Origin of the sequence: Treponema denticola (genome assembly GCF_024181405.1) — a bacterium.
In the GTDB taxonomy this organism is placed as follows: Bacteria; Spirochaetota; Spirochaetia; order Treponematales; family Treponemataceae; genus Treponema_B; species Treponema_B denticola_D.
The window spans coordinates 2,348,490-2,366,852 of record NZ_CP051302.1 but is presented as its reverse complement, the minus strand read 5'-3'; the positions used below and the strand labels follow the sequence as shown (position 1 = coordinate 2,366,852).

Genomic DNA, 18,363 nt, shown 5'->3' with positions numbered 1-18,363 from the left:
AAGACGTTTTCTAATTTCTACCGCTTAATTTCAAAATGGCTGAAGCTCATGGTAAAGGAAGCCCTTCCCTGAGTGGCTGAACGGAGGTCGGTGGAAAAGCCGAACATCTTTGCCATGGGGGCTTGAGCGTGTACAATGTCGGTATTTGCTTTTGAATCCATGCTTGAGATTAAGCCTCCCCTCTGAGTGATTTGGCTCATGGCATCTCCGACGAATTCTTTGGGGCTCATAATATCCACAGCCATCACGGGCTCCAAGAGCACGGGGTCTGCTGTACTGCAAGCATCATCAAAGCATTTTGCGGCGGCGGCTTCGTAGGCAAATGGAGTTGCCGTAAGTTCATTGTATTTTACCGAAACAAGTTCTACCTCGATGTCGGTACAAGGATAACCGACCTTGATACCCGAGCTAAAGCAGCCTTCAATAGAACGCTTAACGGCTTCTAAAAGCTCTTCGGGGAGGGCATTGGTGCCGCCCGAACCGGACTTTTGGAAGGTTTTAACTTTTGAAATAAAGCGGTTTCCGCTTCCTCTTTCAAGGGGTCGGACAGTAAGGGTAAGTTCAGCTTCATTGTCTTTTCCGCCCAGCTGCTTGCTGTATTTTTCGGTTTGAGTTTTTTCGGTAGTGATGGATTCCCTGTAAGTAACCTGCGGGTTTCCGACTCTGGCTTCTACCTTAAAGTCATCCAACATTCGGCGGGTTAAAACATCTATATGAAGCTCTCCCATGCCGGAAATTATAAGCTGCCCCGTTTCGCTGTCTTCGCGGCTTGTAAAAGTCGGATCCTCCTTTGAAAGAATTTCCAAGACTTCTTTTAAGCGGTCGCTTTCCGATAAGCTTTTAGGTTCTACCGAAACGGAAATAACAGGTTCGGGGAATTGCATGGATTCAAGCAAGAGAGGCTGTCCCTCTGAGCCCAGAGTATCTCCTGTCTGAGAAATTTTTAAACCGATAAAAACGGCAATATCTCCGGCTTGAACGGAATCCATTTGTTCCGACTTATTTGAATGCATACGCAGGATTCTGTTTACGCGTTCTCTTTTCTTTTTTCCCGTATTAAAAACTTGATCGCCCGATTTGATTTTACCCGAGTACATTCGGACATAGCAAAGGCTTCCTGCATCCTTATCATATTGAATTTTAAATACGAGGCCTAAGGGAGCTCCTTCTACCTTGCACGGAACCGAGAGCTTTTCTTCCTTTTTTGGATTAAAGGCCTCTGCCGGAAGAACCTCATCGGGGGCGGGCAAAAAGTCGACGACTGCATCGATTAAGGGTTGAACTCCGATATTCTTTCGTGCAGACCCGCACAAAAACGGAATATAGCTTTGATTTAAAACCGCCTTTCTTATTTCTTTTTTGATAAGCTCTTCGGGGACGTCTTTCCCTTCAAGGATGAGCTCGGTGATTTCGTCCGAGGCTGAAGAAATAGTATCGAGCATTTTTTCGCGCCATTCTTCCGCCAAGGCAAGGCGGTCTGGAGCTATTGCGGTATACTCGTATTTTTCGCCCTCGGTTGCGGCATCCCAGTGAATTTCTTTCATTGCAATAAGATCGATGACGCCTTCAAAGCTGTCGCTTGCTCCTATAGGAATTTGAACAGGCACGACTTCAACGCCGAATTTTTCGTGTACGTCTTTTAAAACTGCAAAAAAGTCGGCCCCGATTCTGTCCATCTTGTTTACAAAGCAAATGCGGGGAACCTTGTACCGGTCTGCCTGATGCCAAACGGTTTCAGTCTGGGGCTGAACTCCTCCGACTGCACAGAGGACTGCAACGGCTCCGTCCAAGACACGCAAGGAGCGTTCTACCTCGGCCGTAAAGTCTACGTGCCCGGGAGTGTCGATTATATTTATCTGAAAGTTTTTCCAATAAGTGGTAGTGGCGGCACTTTGGATAGTGATTCCCCTGTCCTGTTCTTGTGCCATCCAGTCCATGGTTGCTTGACCGTCATCTATTTCTCCAATCTTATGAATTTTTCCCGTATAAAACAAAATACGCTCGGTCGTGGTGGTTTTTCCTGCGTCTATATGAGCCATTATTCCTATGTTCCGCATCTTATCAAGCATTTTCACATTCTCCAAAATCTTATTTAAGCAAAAATAATAGCAAAAAATTCAAAAAAAAACAATCGGGGCGCTGTTGGAAATTCATTGCGATGCTTAACATAATATGTACCAAGCCCTTGAGTGAAGTAAAGTTTATATGTTATAATGGAGAAGTATGCAGGGTTTCTTGCGGTAAATATTTTTAGAGAGGTAAATTATGGATAAAGTAAAACTTGAAAGAATGAAAAATGACAAGGGTTTTATTGCGGCATTGGATCAAAGCGGCGGAAGTACGCCTAAGGCTTTGGCAGCTTATGGAGTTCCAGAAACGGCATATTCCAATGAAAAAAAAATGTTTGATCTTGTTCATGCTATGCGTACAAGAATAATCACAGGAAAGGCTTTTAATTCCAATAATATTTTGGGTGCAATTTTATTTGAACAAACAATGGAAAGGGAAATTGAAGGAATGCCCACAGCCGACTTCTTATGGAAAAAAAAGAAGATTCTACCCTTTTTAAAGGTCGATAAGGGGCTTGCCGACTTAAAGGACGGGGTTCAGCTTATGAAGCCGATACCCAATTTGGACGCTATGTTAAAGCACGCCGTAGAAAAGCATATTTTCGGAACAAAGATGCGCTCCGTTATAAAAGAAGCAAATCCTAAAGGAATAAAGGCTGTCGTAGATCAGCAGTTTGAATTGGGTATTCAAATTGCAAAGGCCGGTCTTGTTCCTATTATTGAGCCTGAAGTAGATATTAAATCTCCCGACAAGGCCAAGTGTGAAGAAATCCTCAAAAAAGAATTGGAAGAACACCTTAAAGCCTTGCCGAAAGACTTGCTTGTAATGTTTAAGCTCTCAATTCCTACAAAAGAAAATCTTTATGAGGAATTTACAAAACACCCTCAGGTAGTTAGAGTCGTTGCCCTATCAGGCGGTTATTCCAGAGATGATGCAAACAAACTCTTGGCTAAAAACAGAGGCATGATTGCAAGTTTCTCCAGAGCTCTCGCCGAAGGCCTTTTTGCAAGTCAAAGCGATGCCGAGTTTAATGCAACCTTAGAAAAAACAATCAAGGGCGTTTACGAAGCTTCAATAACATAGTTCTTATTAAGAGCTGCAGCTTTCGCATTCTTCGACTTCAAGGGAGCGGCTTCGCACATAATAGATTGACTTAAGGCCTTCTTCCCAAGCCTTTACATAGAGCGAAAGCACCTTGCTGAAGGTAAATTCGTTTGTAATGTAAAGGTTTACGGATTGAGCTTGGTCGATATGGCGTTGCCGTAAGCCTGCGGCTCTTATACTCCAGCCTTGTTCAATATTATGGGCGTTTTTATAAAGCCAATAGGTTTCCGGTGAAAGAGATGGGGCAACCCTGGGCATTAAAGAACCTTTTTTCTCTTCTAAAAAATACTTATTCATAATCGGGTCTACACCGGCAGTTGTGCCTGCTATAATCGAGGTTGAGCTTGTAGGTGCGACGGCCAAAAGATAGGCATTTCTCATTCCGTTTGATTTTACTTCCTCTGCGAGAGCCTTCCATTTTTTATCAACATAATTCCGTTTTTTAAAATACTCTCCTGTTTGCCAATCGCTTCCTTCAAAGTAAGAATAGGAGCCTTTTTCTTTTGCAATTTGTGAAGAAGCTTTGATTGCTGCATAATTTATTCTTTCAAAAACTTTATCTGCAAAGTTAAGGTGCTCTTCGCTTTCCCATGCAATGCCGTTTTTTGCAAGGGCATGATGATAGCCCGAAGCTCCCAAGCCGATTGACCTGTATCGGCTATTGGTAATTTGAGCATAGGGAATAGGATAAAAATTTAGGTCTATAACATTGTCCAAGGCACGCACTGCCGAAGAAACTATTGTGTCAATTTCTTGTTCATCGTTTACATCTATGTTTCCGAGAACAAGAGAAGCCAGATTACATACAACAAAGTCTCCGGGGATAGTAGTTGTAGCAACAAGGGTTTCTCCGTCTTCAGTTTTTATTTCGATGGTCTTATGTTTTATCTCGCTCATATTTTGAGAAATTTCGGTGCATAGGTTTGAGCAGTAAATTATTCCCCTGTGAGGATTAGGATTTGTTTTGTTTGCATGGTCGCGGTTAAAAGCAAAGGGGGTACCGGTTTCAACGGCTGATTTTAAGATTAAACGAACCAATTCTTTTATAGGAATTTCTCTTTTGTTGATGCGGGAATCGGCAACGCAATCTTTATACCTCTTTTCCCATTCTTCTCCGTAGAAATCTTCGAGGGCATAGCCCTTGGTTTTTAAGATTTCATGGGGACACATTAGGTGCCAAGAAGCATTTATATCATCGCGGACGGTTTTCCAAAAAAGATCGGGATAGCAGACTGCTGGAAAAACATCGTGGGCCTTCATTCTGTCATCGCCGTTATTGGTGCGAAGCTGTAAAAATTCGGGGATGTCCTTGTGCCAAACATCGAGGTAGACGGCGACCGAGCCCTGCCTTACTCCAAGTTGGTCAACGGCAACCGCCGTATCGTTTGCAAGTTTTATCCAGCGGATAATTCCGCCTGCCGCTCCCATAAACCCGCGTATGGGCGAACCGACAGCCCTGACCTTTCCGAAGTAGAGTCCCATACCTCCCCCGAATTTGGAAACCTTGGCAAAGTTATCTATGCTGCGGTAAATGCCGTCAAGAGAATCGGGAACCGTGTCTATAAAACATGAAGAAAGCTGATGATAAGGTTTTCTGGCATTTGAAAGGGTAGGGGTAGCCATCGTAACTTTTAAGGTACTTGTCATATCGTAAAAACGCCTTACCCATTCAAGCCGGTTTGATTTTTCTTTCATTGCCAAGTGAAGGGCGATACCTAAAAACATTTCCTGAGGCGATTCAAGTACAATGTTTGAATGAGTATGAATAACATAGCGGCGTAAAAGAAGGTCGAGGGCGCTATAGGTAAAAAGCTTATTTCTTTCTTCGTTTATAAATGAAGCCGCCTCTTCCAACTCATCACGGCTATAGGCCTCACAAATATATGTCCCGTAAAGCCCTTCGTTTTCGAGGTATTTGATTTTTTCATAAAAAGAATGAATCTGCCTTTTTTCAAGTTCGGTTTTTAGTTTTAATTTAAATTGAAGCATTAAAAGGCGTGCCGCAATAAATTCCCAGTCCGGAGCATCTTGGGCCGTAAGTTCGACCGAGGCCTTAATAAGCATAGCAAGGGATTCGGACTCGCTCATATTTTCTTTTCTAAAAGAAAGGAATTTATGTGCAAGTAAGTTAAGGCTGTACTCGTCCGAAGTAAAGTCGTTTTGAATCTCGGTAAGAACAGGCTGAATTTCTATTGTATCAAAAAAGCGGCTTATCATTTGACGGGAATCCCGCCTCTTTGTGCGGCCGACACGGTAGAGTATAAAGTTTTTTACTTCTGCATAGTAGTTGTGTTCTATTAAAGTTTTTTCTACCAAATCCTGAATTGTTTCAACCTGAACAAGGCTTCCGTTTTTGGTAAGCTCCAAGATGTCTTCTTCTATTTCCTTTACCAAGGGCGGAATGATTGTATCTAAATCTTTGTGCGAAGAGTTTTCCACACTTTTAAAAGCGGAGCGGATAGCTCCTTCAATTTTTTCCGGCTCGTAATTTTTAGTTTCACCGTTTCGTTTTATGATTTGCATTTTATTTTTCCTTATAAATTAAACACACTATATATTGTATATTTTATTGATTTTCGGCGATTATAACACAACATATAGTGTATGTCAAGGATGGGAGACTTGCTTATCAGGGCTTACGCATGAAAAAAAATATCCGATATTAAAGTATGAAAACATTGAAATAATATTTTAGTTAGCCTTCAACGATATCGTCAGGAGAGGCAATGTAAAACAATCGATAATCACTAAAGAAAGAAAATGCTTTGTACTTTTTTGATGACTCATTTAGGTTCAACATCTTATTTACCGAAATCATTCATGCGTAAGCCGTGATCTTAAATAGCTTATAATTGTTTTTTGTTATAAAATTGTAATAGATAATTTTCGAAAGTCTTAAACTTGTATATGCCAACTCTGCTTCCTGTAATTCTAGCTTCTGCAAACTACAGTCTACTTCGCTAATGTACCCAGATGAGTACATACTTTCTGCTTCTAAATTGCGCAATTTAAGTGCTTCTATTTTACTATTTGCATTTTTTATTTGTTCATCAAGCATTTTAAGGTTGTTACGGATTTGTATTGCTTGCAAATTTAACTTTTTATTTAGCTCTTCTTCATTGATTCGTTGAATTTCTTTTAAATTTTTGAACTGTTTATTCAGACTATACTCCTTTGCAAAAGGATCAAGATTTATGGTCATACCTAAATTTACATTCCATGTAACTTGATTTTTTTCTTTAAATGTCTCGCTCACACTTTCAGAAAAAGATTTATAACTTTCCTTGTTTGCATTTGGCGTAAAATCACATGATATATAAAATTTAGGGATGTATGAAATATAGCTTTGTATTTGTGAATTCCAATCACTATGCAATCGTAATTTATTTAATCTTGCGATTAATAAATCATTAATTTCAAAATTATCCAAAAAAAATTCCCATAATAAAATCCATTCGTCGAGATCATTTATCGTATAGTTTTCATATACACCAATTAATTTTAAATTTTCTTTTGCAGTTTCAAATTGAAACATTGTCTTAATCATTTCATTTTGCTTATCAGTACGTTTATTACTGCGATCTTGCAACTCTAAACTTGAAAGTCTCCCTTGTATCCACAAATTTTCATCTTTTTTTTCAGCAAGTATCAAAAGTTTTTCATATTCTTCATTAATTTTAACGTTTTTTTTTAATAGATAATAATTTCCTAATGCCTGCACAGTAGTAGAAACTAACTTAGCTTCAAAAAGCTGTTGTTCAATATTTATAATTTCCATTTCATCTTTCTGAGAGTATAAATCATACTGCTTAAGTTCAGAAAAAATTGATGGCACGATAAACAAAAACGGAAACTCTAGCTTTGCCCCTGTAGTAAATCCATAAGAAAATTCTTTTGGCGTTATGTTGAAAGCATTACTAATCTTATGTTTGTTAAATAATACTAAATTACCTCCAAGCGGCAAATTTTGAGTCACCCCTAAGGTTAGATCAGTAGTGCTGAATCTTACTTTTTTATTTGATAGAAAACCACTAACCTTTTGTTCAGTTGTAATTCCAAGTTTAGGAAGCCATTTATATCGTTCTAGTTTTATATTTTCTTTTAGAATATTGATCGAATAAAAATTTACCTTTGCTGACGGATTATTATTGCTCAAAATATTCAGTAGGGAATCATAAATATTTGCTTCTGAAAAAAGATAAGTTACACAGGTGAAAGACAAACAATAAATTATAACAAAATATTTTTTCATATATTACTCCGTTAGTTTTTTTAATAGGTATGAAAATATTGATTGTTCAGTTAAAATTATTGTAGAGTCAACTTGCAAGCCCGGTTTTAAGGGAAAACTTACTCCTTTTTTATTTTTCAGTTCTGTTACATTTAATTTTACTTTGACAATATAAATAAGGTGCTCTCCCGTATTCATCGCATCTGGTGAGATAGTTTCGATTACTCCATTAAGTTTATCAAATTCGTATTCAGGGAAAGTCGGAAACTTCATCTTCACTTGCATGCCTGTTGCCATTTTTCCTGCTTTAGAGGCTGGTACATTGATATATGCATAATAACCAGATTCGGCAGTTGGGATAATAGTTAATACTGTTGTGTTAGCAAAAAGAAAATCATTTTTATTAATTGATGATTGCATGAATATTGTCCCATTTATTGGGGCATAGATTGTTGCATTATTTATAGCTAATCTTACCTGAGATAAATTGGCGTTCAAGTTATTTTTCTCTACTTCATAGGTTTCTTTTTCATTTAAAAGGGATGTCAAAAAATTTTCCGAGTATTGAGATAAATTTAATTCTGCATTTTTTACATTACGTTTTAATGTTAAAACCTGTTCCTTTGTTCTACTAGCTTCTGGTAGTTTTAGCGTATCATTAAGATATCGTTTTTGTAAATTTAATGTTTCTTTTAAATTTCCCCTTACTTCAAAAAAAAACTTTGCTCGCATATATGCTTGACTATACTTTGGGTTTATGTGATTTTTATTTGCATAAAAGCTCTTTAGTAATAGATCATTGTCTCGTTTCTTTTCTAATAGTAATGTAAGTCTTGCGACTATATCTTGTTCACTTTTGATATCGACATCAGTGTTTAGTTTTAAGAGCACTGCCCCTTCTTTGACAATAGAGCCATCCTTGCAAAAAATTTCTTGCACTTCGCCAGTTCGTCTAATTTTAACTATAGAAACATCATCAGATGGACGAACTGTTCCATAAGCCCTTATGACATCTTCACACTGTCCGAATATCAACCAAAATATCAAACAAACAAAAAAAGCACCTATTATAAAAATAATTCTGTCTTCAAATTTACTTTTTAACCCATACAATAGTTCACTGGTGTACGATAATTCATCTACTGATACAATTTGTTTCATTTTTTCCTTTGTTTTGCATATTCCACAGATTGTAATAAAAATCTTCTTTTTTTAATAATTCCTCATGGGTTCCATGTTCAACAATTTCTCCTTTGTCAAAAACGAAAATTTCATCACAGTCCTTTGTTGTAGCCAGTTTATGAGAAATAATAACGTGTGTTTGATTTTCAGAGATGCCATTGATATTTTTCATAACATCATGTTCCGTAACACTATCCAATCCGGAAGTCGCTTCATCCAATATTAGTATTTGCGGTTTTTTCAAAATAGTTCGAGCAATTGCAATCCGCTGTTTTTCCCCTCCTGACAAACTTGTACCACGTTCACCTACAATGGTGCTAAACCGTTCTGGTAGATGTGTGATAAATCGATCTGCAGCTGCTATAGAACTTGCTAAAAAAACATCTGACATGCGTGCAGAAGGATTACTTTCTCGAATATTGTTTGCTATACTTCCTGAAAAAAGTAACGAGTCTTGTTGGATATACCCTATTTTTTTTCGTAGTACTTTTGTATCATAATCTTCAATATTTTTTCCATCAAGCAAAATCTCACCGGCATCTGGTTTATATAGTTTTACCAATAATTTTGCCAATGTACTTTTACCGGAACCGGATTCCCCAACAAAGGCAACTTTAGAACCTGAATGAATTTTTAAACTCACATCTTTTAATGTCTTTCCTCGAGCTCCATAGGAAAAAGAGACGTTTTTAACTTCAATTGCTCCTAATATTTTATCCGGGACTATCTTTTCTACTTCATTTTCCTCATCAATTTCTGGAGCTTCTTCAAAAATTTCAGAAAGCCGTTCTGCAGCCGTTTTTGCTTCTTGTAATAGTGGTTGTAACGTTAAAAGCCGTGATAATGGATCTAAAAAATAACCTGACAAAATTACAAAAGAAATTAACTGACCTAAACTCATCTTTCCTTTTAAAATTGCCAGACCGCCGATCCAATAGACGGCAAGACTACCGCATTTATAGACAAACATTTGAAAAACATTTTGAAAATTTACCATCGAGGCTATTTCAATATTTTTTCGTGTTGCTTCAACCAATACAAATTCTGCCTTATCATTTGCAATATCTTCACTCGCAATCGATTTTATGGTTTCTATTCCTGTAATAAGCTCAACCATACAAGACTGTTTACTAGCTTCAGCAATAGCTCTCTCTTTCATTTTTTTTTCATATGGTTTTGCAAAAAGCAAAACTCCAATAGCGCCAATCACTACCGGCACCAATGCAACAAATGCCAAATTCGAACCTAACATAAACAAAAAGATAATTCCAAAAACAATCATCACCGCATCCATTGCCACAGATAACGACGTAGATGAAACTATGTCCCTAATTGTCGCACTGTCATACATTCTTGAAATAAGCTCGCCTGTCTTTCTATTTGAAAAAAAATTCATTGGTAGTTTTAATAGATGGCTAAAATATGATTGCATTAATGCATTATCAATTTTAAAACCCATAATATTAAGAAGTTGATTTCGAGCAAGCGTTAAAAGTGATTGAAAAATTATGGCAACTAAAAAAAACAATGAAAAATACGTTAAAGTTTTTTCCAGCCCGCCGGCAAGGACTTCATCAATTAAGAATCGAAAATAAAAAGCTGAAGCAATGCCTAGAACTGCTAACATTAAACTTGCAAAAAAAACTTTAATCCATACATTTTTATATGGTTCCAATAGTTTAAAAAATCGGAGTAGATCCGAACCGGAATCTTCAATTTCTGAAAAACTAGCCGTAGGAGTGAGCAAGAAGAAAACGCCTGTCCACATAGCATTGAATTCTTCTTTGGTAATTTTTCTTAAACCAATCGCAGGGTCTCCTATTTCTATAAACTGAGTCCGAACCGATTCAACAGTAACATAATGGTTACCAATTGGCGTAACGACATGTGCAATAAAGGGCAGCTTTACATCATCCGGAATTTGTTTTTCTTTGGAGATAACGCCTCTGCAGTCAAAACCAAAAGCCTTAGCCGCTTTTGTTATCCCAAGACCGGAAGTACCTTCTTGATCTGTGTGTGCAAACTTTCTTATCCGCTTTACCGCAATGCGTTTTCCATAACGCCTAGCAATAGTCGCAATACAGGCTGCAGCACAATCGGTTTCATCTTTTTGCAATACAACATCTTTCTTCATCAAGTACCTTATATTTTTATCTAATTGAGCTTTTTACTGATCTGCACCAATAATCTATTGAAGACGTTAGTTATTCTGAATGAAACTAATAATTACTCCACTGTTTTTATTTCAATGGTTTTCATAAAGTCTTCACTTATTTTATACAATTCCCGTGCGGTTTCACTTTCAATTGTACCGTCAACTATTTTTTCTGCAAATTCAATAATACCATGTTTACCTGACGGCATGTTCATTTTCCATTTCCCTTCTTCAAAGTACTGAGGAGCTTCTTCCTTGAATTCATCACATGGATTTTTGTAAAAATTACATTCAAGTGTATACATAGGTGTTGTGGTATAATAGCTCAATTGAAACAAGGAAATATCGGTCGAAAATTTTGTAAAACCCATGCTTTGTGAAAATTTGTACCCATTTATTTCAACTGCCCAGTTTACACCTCCCAAATATTGTGGCAGAGTTGAAGCAGACAGAACCGCTTTTGCTTTTTCTTGAAAAAATTCTGGGGTTCCTATATCCATAGTATCTAAGTCGGTGTAGTTTTTTGATTTTACCGTTACATAAAAATACAATCCGTTACCTAAATCTAAATTAATAGTGAAAAAATCTCTCCCAGTAGTTGGAGCTATTTTGTATTCTCCATTCTTAAAAGAAACCCCCGTAATCTCTTTTTCGATAAGAGCAATCCATGGTTCTTCTGTGTTAGTTTCAACACCTGCTGAATTTTGTACAACAGTGCTTGTTTCGTTTTGCACTTCTGTTGTTATCGCATTGTTAGTAGCATTTTCATTTTTGTTACACCCAATGAGCGTTCCTATCAACGCCAATACATAAATTAGATTTTTCATAATTGTTTATTCCCTAATATTAATTTATTTAAATAAATATCTACGTGTTTCTTTCACACTTTTCGTTGTATTTCTCTGTTCTGCTGGAAGTGCCGAATCGAAGAAATAAAACTTTTGATCGGAATTCGTAAAATTAATCATCTTTCCCATCATTACATCATATATTTGTGAGCCTGTATCAGTGTTGTTAGAAAAATGACCTCCATTGTAATATATCAGATGTGTACCGGCATCTGGATGATATCCGGAAAGCCTATCTTTCTGATAATCATGATACCATTTCTTTCCTTCTGCAGTACCAATATTAAAGTGTTCACTTAAAGCATTAAGATACCCTACATCGTTTTGTACATATCCCCATGCGTTATCAGCTTCTGAGTACCATATAGTGTCTGTTTTTCTGCTGCCAACAAGCGTTTTTGTAAATATTGCAGCCTCAGTAAAGTCAAGTTTTTCTCCTGTTTGTTTTGTATATTCCTCTGAGAACTCATTCAAAAGCGCTGTTACGTTACAAGCATGAGTAGCAAACTTTTTTGTAAAGAGCGGTTTACCATCTACCATAACATCGTCAAATTGCAACTGACTGAAATATGCCGGCTCTACTTTTGATGGTACTGAAGTTTTCGTTTTAGCTTTATTTTTATCTCCACTCTTATCCCACATACTCTCCCACGCTTTACTAACATTGTCTTTGAACTTGTTCCATTCACTGCCAATATAATTAACTCCATTAGTCAATGCACATAATAGATTATTTTTAGTGGGTTCAGGTTTATTATTTGCCGAGGCCGCAGCTTGTTTAGTTTTGGTAATGTCATTACTATTGCTTTTGTTTGTACTTGTTGATGAGCCTGCTTCGGTTCTCTTTTCCTTACCTTCGCTTGAAGTTCTTGGAAACGCTTCTTCTGTCTTATCTTCTCTGTTGTTTTCTCTTACAGTTTTTGAAGACTTTTCTTCAGTTTTAGTCTTCCCGCTGTTTCTTTTTGGAACATCTGTAGACCTTTCTTTAGTTTTATCTTCTCTGCTGTTTCCTTTTCCAAGATCAAGTTTTTCTCCAACCTTTATTAGATTCTTATCTTTAAGGTTATTTTGAGCGGCAACCCTATCTACTTCTTTTGCAAGTGCATCCCCTTTCAAATCCGGATTTTTTTCCTTTACAATCTTAGTTAAAGTATCCCCTCCGACTACAGTATGGCTATCGTTCTTATCGTTATCAGAGTTTTGCGTCTATGAGTTTTGACCTCTGGCCGAAACCGGTTTCCGAGAATGTCTTGCTCTCCCGCCATTGACCATTAGCAATTCTTCAAATGTTAGATCACGATACGCTTCATTCACAAAAACCTGCTCAAAAAAAAATTCTGTGGCTGAATATCCTCTGTAACACAGTTATGTATAACAAAAAGCAGTAAGTTTTGTCAAGAGGGAAGTTTTTCGTATACGGCTTATGCATGAATGATCTCGGTAAATAAGATGTTGAACCTAAATGAGTCATCAAAAGTACAAAGCATTTTCTTTCTTTTTAGAGTTTTACCGTTACGTAATCACATTTTTTTTGTTATTGCTATCGGTTCAAGTTTTGATGAAGAAAAAAGAACAATTAAAGATTGGGTGATTAAGAATTAAAAATTGAGCTGCACTTAAAAGATAAAGCTATCGACACGGCTGAAATTCTTGACGGACGCACAAATTCTTTCTTTCAATTTCTGGAAGGTATTGCGCGAATGCCGATTTTTCATGATACTGATGCATCTTATGCAGATAAGGTAGCAGCCATTCAAAGAGAAGTAGCTTTTAATAAAAGCTTGCATGATGCTGCTTTGATTACCAAGGATGGATTCTTGATAGATAAGGACAACAGAAAAATGCCGGTATCGGATACAAAATGGTTTAAAACAGCTATACAGGGAAACAGAGCTGTGACTGAACCTTTTACATCAGTAACTGACGGGGAACTTGTTATAACATTTGCGATTCCCATATATGATGACAACAATGAGATTATTAATGTGCTTGCAGCTGTTACCTTAGCTTCTTTGCTTTCCGACCAAATTGATGATATTGTAATCGGCAAGACAGGCGAATGTTATATTTTGGGTGAAGAAGGAAGTATCATAGCTCATAAAAAATTCGATTTAGTTAAAAGATATGGGCTCTATATGTGAAAAATACGGCTATTCAAAAATAGCCTTCTTTGTTGTTCCTATAGTCGGCTCCTTATTTATTGATTTTTTCAATATAATGATAATTGGCATTACCATAGGCTTGGTCGGCTAGTTTACGTTTTTAGCAATCTTAAGATTTTTTAAAGCGTTTTAAAATTATGTTTGCTGTTCGATCCTTAGTTATAAGTAAAAGGCCTGCACCAAGCCCTGCAAAAATAATAAAAGAAATAAAAAGCGGAACTCCTTGTCCGATAAGTTTTCCGAATGAAGCAAATTGAGAATAAATCTTATCCTTTAGAAAATAAAGGGGAATTGAGGCTGTAATCGAAAAAACGAATATTTTTGCAATAAATAAAAGAGCGGGGAAGATGAGATTCTTTACATCCAGGGCCTTGTTCCTTTTTAAAAATATTAAGAGAATGATTGTGTTTATAAATGAAGCTATTGTCAAAGCAAGAGCGATGCCGTTTCCTCCCATGGGGCCTACCAAAATTAAGGCTAGGAGAATATTAACTGCAAAGCAGATTATTCCTGCGATTGTCGGGGACTTTGAATCGCTTTGGGCATAAAAGGCAGGAGCTATAATTCTGTTTACGGCGATTGCAAAAAGTCCGATTATATGAAAGTTAAAAATTCCCAATGTTAATTTTACCGAAGCATTATCGAATTTATTGCTCTTGTAAATAAGGATGATTAAATTTTCTCCCGACAAAAGAGAGAAAAAGGTAGCAGGTATTGTAATTAAAGCTATCACCTTTATAGCTTGTAACAGAACCTTTTGAAAGGCCTCCCAATCCTTACGCAAGGCAAGGGCCGACATTTCGGGGAGGATTACGGTTCCTACCGAAACGGCAAAGATACCTAATAAAAGTTCTTGTAAGCGTAAAGAATATTGTAAGCTCGAAGCTATTCCAAGGCCTGCCGAAGTTGCAAGCGAGGTAGAAACCAAATCGTTTATCTGATAGGCTGCCATGCCTATTATGGTAGGACCGATAAGGGCAAGGACTTTTTTTGTGCCGGGGTTTGAAAAAGTTTTTGCAAGGCTTGTAAACTTAAAACTAAATCCCATCTTTAGAACAAAGGGAAGCTGAAAAACCGCCTGCACAAGGCCTCCTGCAACAACACCGTATGACATTGCTGCGGCAGGATCTCCAAAAGGTTTTGCAAAAATATAGGTAGAAGAAATTACGATTATGTTGAATAAAATAGGCGTAAAGCCTGAAGGGGTAAAAATTTTTACTCCGTTTAAGATGCCTTGAAAAAAGGCTGCAACAGAAATTAAAAATAAATACGGAAACATTATCCGCGTTAAAAAAACGGTAGAATTATAGTCTGCAATGTTTTTAAAAAAAAGTTTTACTATCAGCGGAGAAAGCAAAATACCCAATGTAACTACAATGACTGTTGAAAAACTTACAAGAGTAAAAATAGAATTTAAAAACTCGTTTATTTCTTTTTTTGTTTTTTCGGATTCTTGAGAATCTTTGTGTTTTTGCAGATAGGCGTTAAAGGTCGGAATAAAGGCAACGGTTATGCTGTTTTCGGCAAAGAGTCTTCTAAAAAGATTTGGAAGCATAAAGGCTGTGGCAAAGGCATCCGCCAATGGCCCCGTCCCCAAAAAATGAGACATAGTCATCTGGCGGACAAGACCTAAAATCCTTGACCCTAAAACCAAAAGAGAAAGTTTTGACCCGCTTTTTACGAGAGATTTATTTTCAAGCTTACTCATAACAATCAAGGATTATACAGGCTTAGCGTTTATAATGCAAGAGCTTGAGAGGGAGATGTTTTTTTTATTTAATTATTTGGAGTAGAGAAATAGGGGTTTGTTATTATTCAAGAATTTTCTTATTAAGTCAAGTTAAAGTTAAAGAAAAACTGTTTTCTATCAATTTCAGTACTTCATTGTCAGATAAAATTTCATTTAAAACGACCTAAATCCACTGCATTTTTCTACAGGTATTTTCCTATCTGTTTTTAAAGCCCGTAATTATTTTCTTTATTTGCAATACTTAAAGTTCTCAACTCAAAAGTCTTATATCCTTCCTTTATAAAAGGATCAGACTTTGCAATCTCTCTTGCTTCTTCAATATTTTTACATTCCAATATTACAATACCGCCATCATAGTCGGTAAAGGGGCCGCATAATATAAGTTTTCCCGAATCATCCAATTGTTTCAAATATTGAACATGTTTTTTTACTATTTCCAAGTTTAGTGCTTTTTTGTTATCCATTAAATACAGATAAGCCATTCCTTTTATCTCCTTTATAATATTTGTAATCTGAGGATATTTAAAATCACTAAATATTAGATAGTATTATATTTTAAATTTAGAAACCTCATTGGATAAATTTTCAATACTTGCCTTATTTTTCTGCGTAATGTCGCTTACTTCTTTGACTGCAATGGTAATTTGATCGGCTCCTGAAGCTATTTCGTTCATACTATCAGTGGTCTCGAGTGTTATTTCGGCAAGCTTTTGCATTTCCTGCCCAATTTGATTGCCGCCTTCAAGCATTTCGGCGGAGGCTGAGTCAATTTCGCTTGTTACGTCATTTATTCTTTTAATGGCATCAAGTACATGTTTTCCGTTTTCTTCCTGTTCTCGCATCACTTCCAAAATAGAATCTTCTTTTTCGGAGATTTGGCTGACCAGCTCGTATACATCGATAAAGGTTTTTTCCGCTCGAGAACCGGCTTCGGTAATGTCATGGATAATTTCAGTCGTCTCTTTTATAACTGCCGCAATTTGCTTTCCTTGCAAATTAGAGCCTTCGGCAAGTTTTCTAATTTCGTCAGCGACAACGGCAAAGCCCTTACCTGATTCGCCTGCATGGGCTGCCTCTATTGCGGCATTCATTGCCAAAAGGTTGGTTTGACTCGCAATATTTTGAATGATTTGGCTAGCTTCAAGAAGTGAGGCCGATTTTTCGGCGATTTGCTTTACAATCTCATTTGCAGTTCTTGCTCCGTCTTTACCGACCTTGGTTTGTCCGTAGACTGTTTTGATCAGTTCATTATTTTGGTCAAGTGTTTTAGCCATTTTAACGGTGTTTTCCGCCATGCGCGTAATGACCACAGAAGATTCGTTGATACTTTCGGTCTGCATTTCGATACTTGAAACGAGCCGGCTAAGCCGTCCGTTGATTTGCTCCACAGTTGCAACGGTTTCGGTAACGCCGGCAGCCTGAGACATAGCTTTTTCTTTTACGCTTTTAACGTTTTCGCCTATCTGTTTAATTGCGGCTGCCGTTTCTTCCATACTGCTCGACAGCTGAGACCCGATAGAGTTCATTTTATCGGCTTCATCTTTTAAAAGGCATATCATCGTATGATTATTTTCGATTGCGGTATTGAGGTTCATCATAATACGTCCGACTTCGTTATTCTTTTTTACTGCCACTCTGTCGGTAAGGTCGCCTTCGGCGATTTTACCTAAAACGGTTTCAAGCCGTTTAAAATAGCGTTTAAGAGCACCTGCAAAAATAAAGGCTAATGTAAAATACAGGACGAACATAAAAAGACCGATAAGAATCATATTTTTTAAGAGTGTATAAAAAAGCGAAAGTATTTCGTTTTGTTCGATAAAAAGAGCAACTTTCCAATCGAGGCCCGAAAGTGAAAATACTGAAACCTTCCATCTTTTTCCGTCAAGCATAATAAAAGCCGAACCATCTTTCATTTTGTCTATTTCGTTAAAGGCAGGAATACCTGTTTCTTTTAATATTTTTAGATTGGAGTCTGCATGTTTAGGATCGGCTAAAATCAACCCATCGTTTTGCATAAGCATACAATATCCCGATTTGCCGATACGGATGTTGCCGACTCGTGAAGCTAAATCTGTAAGATTTAAGTCAAGACCGATGCAGCCTAAGAAAGTCCCTTTGGGATCTTTTATTGCCTGAGCCAATGCTACAACCGGGCTGCCGTCTGTTGATATATATACCGGCGTTATTATGACCTTTCCGTTTGCTTCCGCCGCATTTTTATACCAAGGTCTGTTACGCGGGTCAAATCCTTGTTGATATTCCTCTGCCCATGAAGTTACGAAACCTCCCCAGCGCGTGCCCATATATATTTCTTTAAACTCTTCATAATTTTTATCCATACGAACGAAGAGGGCGGTTATATCTTGTTCCGTTTTGCCGTCATGCGTATACACAATGTCTTTTCTTTCGCCTGTATAGTTATACAGCGTTTCGTCGGCATTTTTGACAGCAGGATTCTCCGCAAGCATAGTAACGGTATTTTTTCCGTTCCGGATAAAAAGGTTTATGTACCTCTCAATATTGGAAAATTGCTGCTCAGTAAATTCATCGAACTGAGCTATGTTCTTTTTGTATAGTTGGAAACCCACAACTGCACAAATAACGGCTACGATTGAAATGATTGTTATTGTAATTGCCCGTAAAAGGCCTACCGTAATAGATGCCCCTTTTTTAATAGCTCCGTCCTTAGTTTTGGGGGAGGGTAATATAACTTTTTCTTTCATTTTGTCAAATCCTTTTTTCTATTATATAGAATACATTAATTATATCGGGAATTTTATTTTTCTGCAAGCCTCTTAAAGCGGGTTGATATTGTGTTTACGTCAAGAAGAGGAAAGAAAATCTTTGCCATAGGAATATGG

Annotated in this window: 13 protein-coding genes; 3 read left to right on the top strand and 10 right to left on the bottom strand. The window is 37.2% G+C overall.

All coding sequences use genetic code 11. The features are described 5' to 3' along the window. Nucleotides 1-17: 17 nt before the first annotated feature. Nucleotides 18-2,069 (bottom strand): elongation factor G, encoded by a 2,052-nt coding sequence (gene fusA / locus HGJ18_RS11045; RefSeq protein ID WP_253696491.1) that lies wholly within the window; start codon nt 2,067-2,069, stop codon nt 18-20. Nucleotides 2,070-2,265: 196 nt separating this feature from the next. On the opposite strand from fusA, the gene HGJ18_RS11040 reads away from it, so the two are divergent. Then, complete coding sequence (locus HGJ18_RS11040; protein WP_253696489.1) at nt 2,266-3,153, top strand: fructose bisphosphate aldolase; 888 nt, start codon at nt 2,266-2,268, stop codon at nt 3,151-3,153. 6 nt (nt 3,154-3,159) lie between these two features. On the opposite strand, the gene HGJ18_RS11035 is transcribed toward HGJ18_RS11040, so the two are convergent. From HGJ18_RS11035 to HGJ18_RS11010, 6 genes are all read right to left on the bottom strand, one after another. Further along, the gene (locus HGJ18_RS11035; protein WP_253696487.1) at nt 3,160-5,697 is read right to left on the bottom strand and encodes a ribonucleoside-diphosphate reductase subunit alpha; all 2,538 of its coding nucleotides are present in this window, start codon (nt 5,695-5,697) and stop codon (nt 3,160-3,162) included. Between the two features lie 295 nt (nt 5,698-5,992). Beyond that, the gene (locus HGJ18_RS11030; protein WP_253696486.1) at nt 5,993-7,426 is read right to left on the bottom strand and encodes a TolC family protein; all 1,434 of its coding nucleotides are present in this window, start codon (nt 7,424-7,426) and stop codon (nt 5,993-5,995) included. 3 nt (nt 7,427-7,429) lie between these two features. Next, nucleotides 7,430-8,566 (bottom strand): HlyD family secretion protein, encoded by a 1,137-nt coding sequence (locus HGJ18_RS11025; RefSeq protein ID WP_253696485.1) that lies wholly within the window; start codon nt 8,564-8,566, stop codon nt 7,430-7,432. After that, on the bottom strand, nt 8,541-10,721 hold the full coding sequence (locus HGJ18_RS11020; protein ID WP_253696484.1) for a peptidase domain-containing ABC transporter: 2,181 nt from the start codon (nt 10,719-10,721) through the stop codon (nt 8,541-8,543). The genes HGJ18_RS11025 and HGJ18_RS11020 overlap by 26 nt, the downstream gene beginning before the upstream one ends. Before the next feature lie 92 nt (nt 10,722-10,813). Further along, a complete protein-coding gene (locus HGJ18_RS11015) occupies nt 10,814-11,569 on the bottom strand; it encodes a hypothetical protein (RefSeq protein ID WP_253696483.1) in 756 nt (251 codons plus the stop codon). Between the two features lie 24 nt (nt 11,570-11,593). Beyond that, on the bottom strand, nt 11,594-12,706 hold the full coding sequence (locus HGJ18_RS11010; RefSeq protein ID WP_253696482.1) for a hypothetical protein: 1,113 nt from the start codon (nt 12,704-12,706) through the stop codon (nt 11,594-11,596). A 488-nt stretch (nt 12,707-13,194) separates the two neighbouring features. Here HGJ18_RS11010 and HGJ18_RS11005 point away from each other — a divergent pair, with 488 nt between their 5' ends. Together HGJ18_RS11005 and HGJ18_RS12805 are read left to right on the top strand one after the other, a co-directional pair. Further along, nucleotides 13,195-13,731 (top strand): cache domain-containing protein, encoded by a 537-nt coding sequence (locus HGJ18_RS11005; RefSeq protein ID WP_366793616.1) that lies wholly within the window; start codon nt 13,195-13,197, stop codon nt 13,729-13,731. Next, nucleotides 13,715-13,843: a hypothetical protein gene (locus tag HGJ18_RS12805; protein WP_255803042.1), complete on the top strand. Its 129-nt coding sequence runs from the start codon at nt 13,715-13,717 to the stop codon at nt 13,841-13,843. The genes HGJ18_RS11005 and HGJ18_RS12805 overlap by 17 nt, the downstream gene beginning before the upstream one ends. Nucleotides 13,844-13,861: 18 nt before the next feature. Here the strand turns inward: HGJ18_RS12805 and murJ are convergent, their stop codons facing one another. The 3 genes from murJ to HGJ18_RS10990 all read right to left on the bottom strand — a co-directional run bounded on the left by murJ (nt 13,862) and on the right by HGJ18_RS10990 (nt 18,225). Next, nucleotides 13,862-15,460 (bottom strand): murein biosynthesis integral membrane protein MurJ, encoded by a 1,599-nt coding sequence (murJ, locus tag HGJ18_RS11000; RefSeq protein WP_253696480.1) that lies wholly within the window; start codon nt 15,458-15,460, stop codon nt 13,862-13,864. A 248-nt stretch (nt 15,461-15,708) separates the two neighbouring features. Next, nucleotides 15,709-15,984 (bottom strand): YciI family protein, encoded by a 276-nt coding sequence (locus HGJ18_RS10995; protein ID WP_253696478.1) that lies wholly within the window; start codon nt 15,982-15,984, stop codon nt 15,709-15,711. A gap of 66 nt (nt 15,985-16,050) precedes the next feature. Further along, nucleotides 16,051-18,225 (bottom strand): methyl-accepting chemotaxis protein, encoded by a 2,175-nt coding sequence (locus tag HGJ18_RS10990; protein ID WP_253696476.1) that lies wholly within the window; start codon nt 18,223-18,225, stop codon nt 16,051-16,053. Nucleotides 18,226-18,363 lie beyond the last annotated feature (138 nt).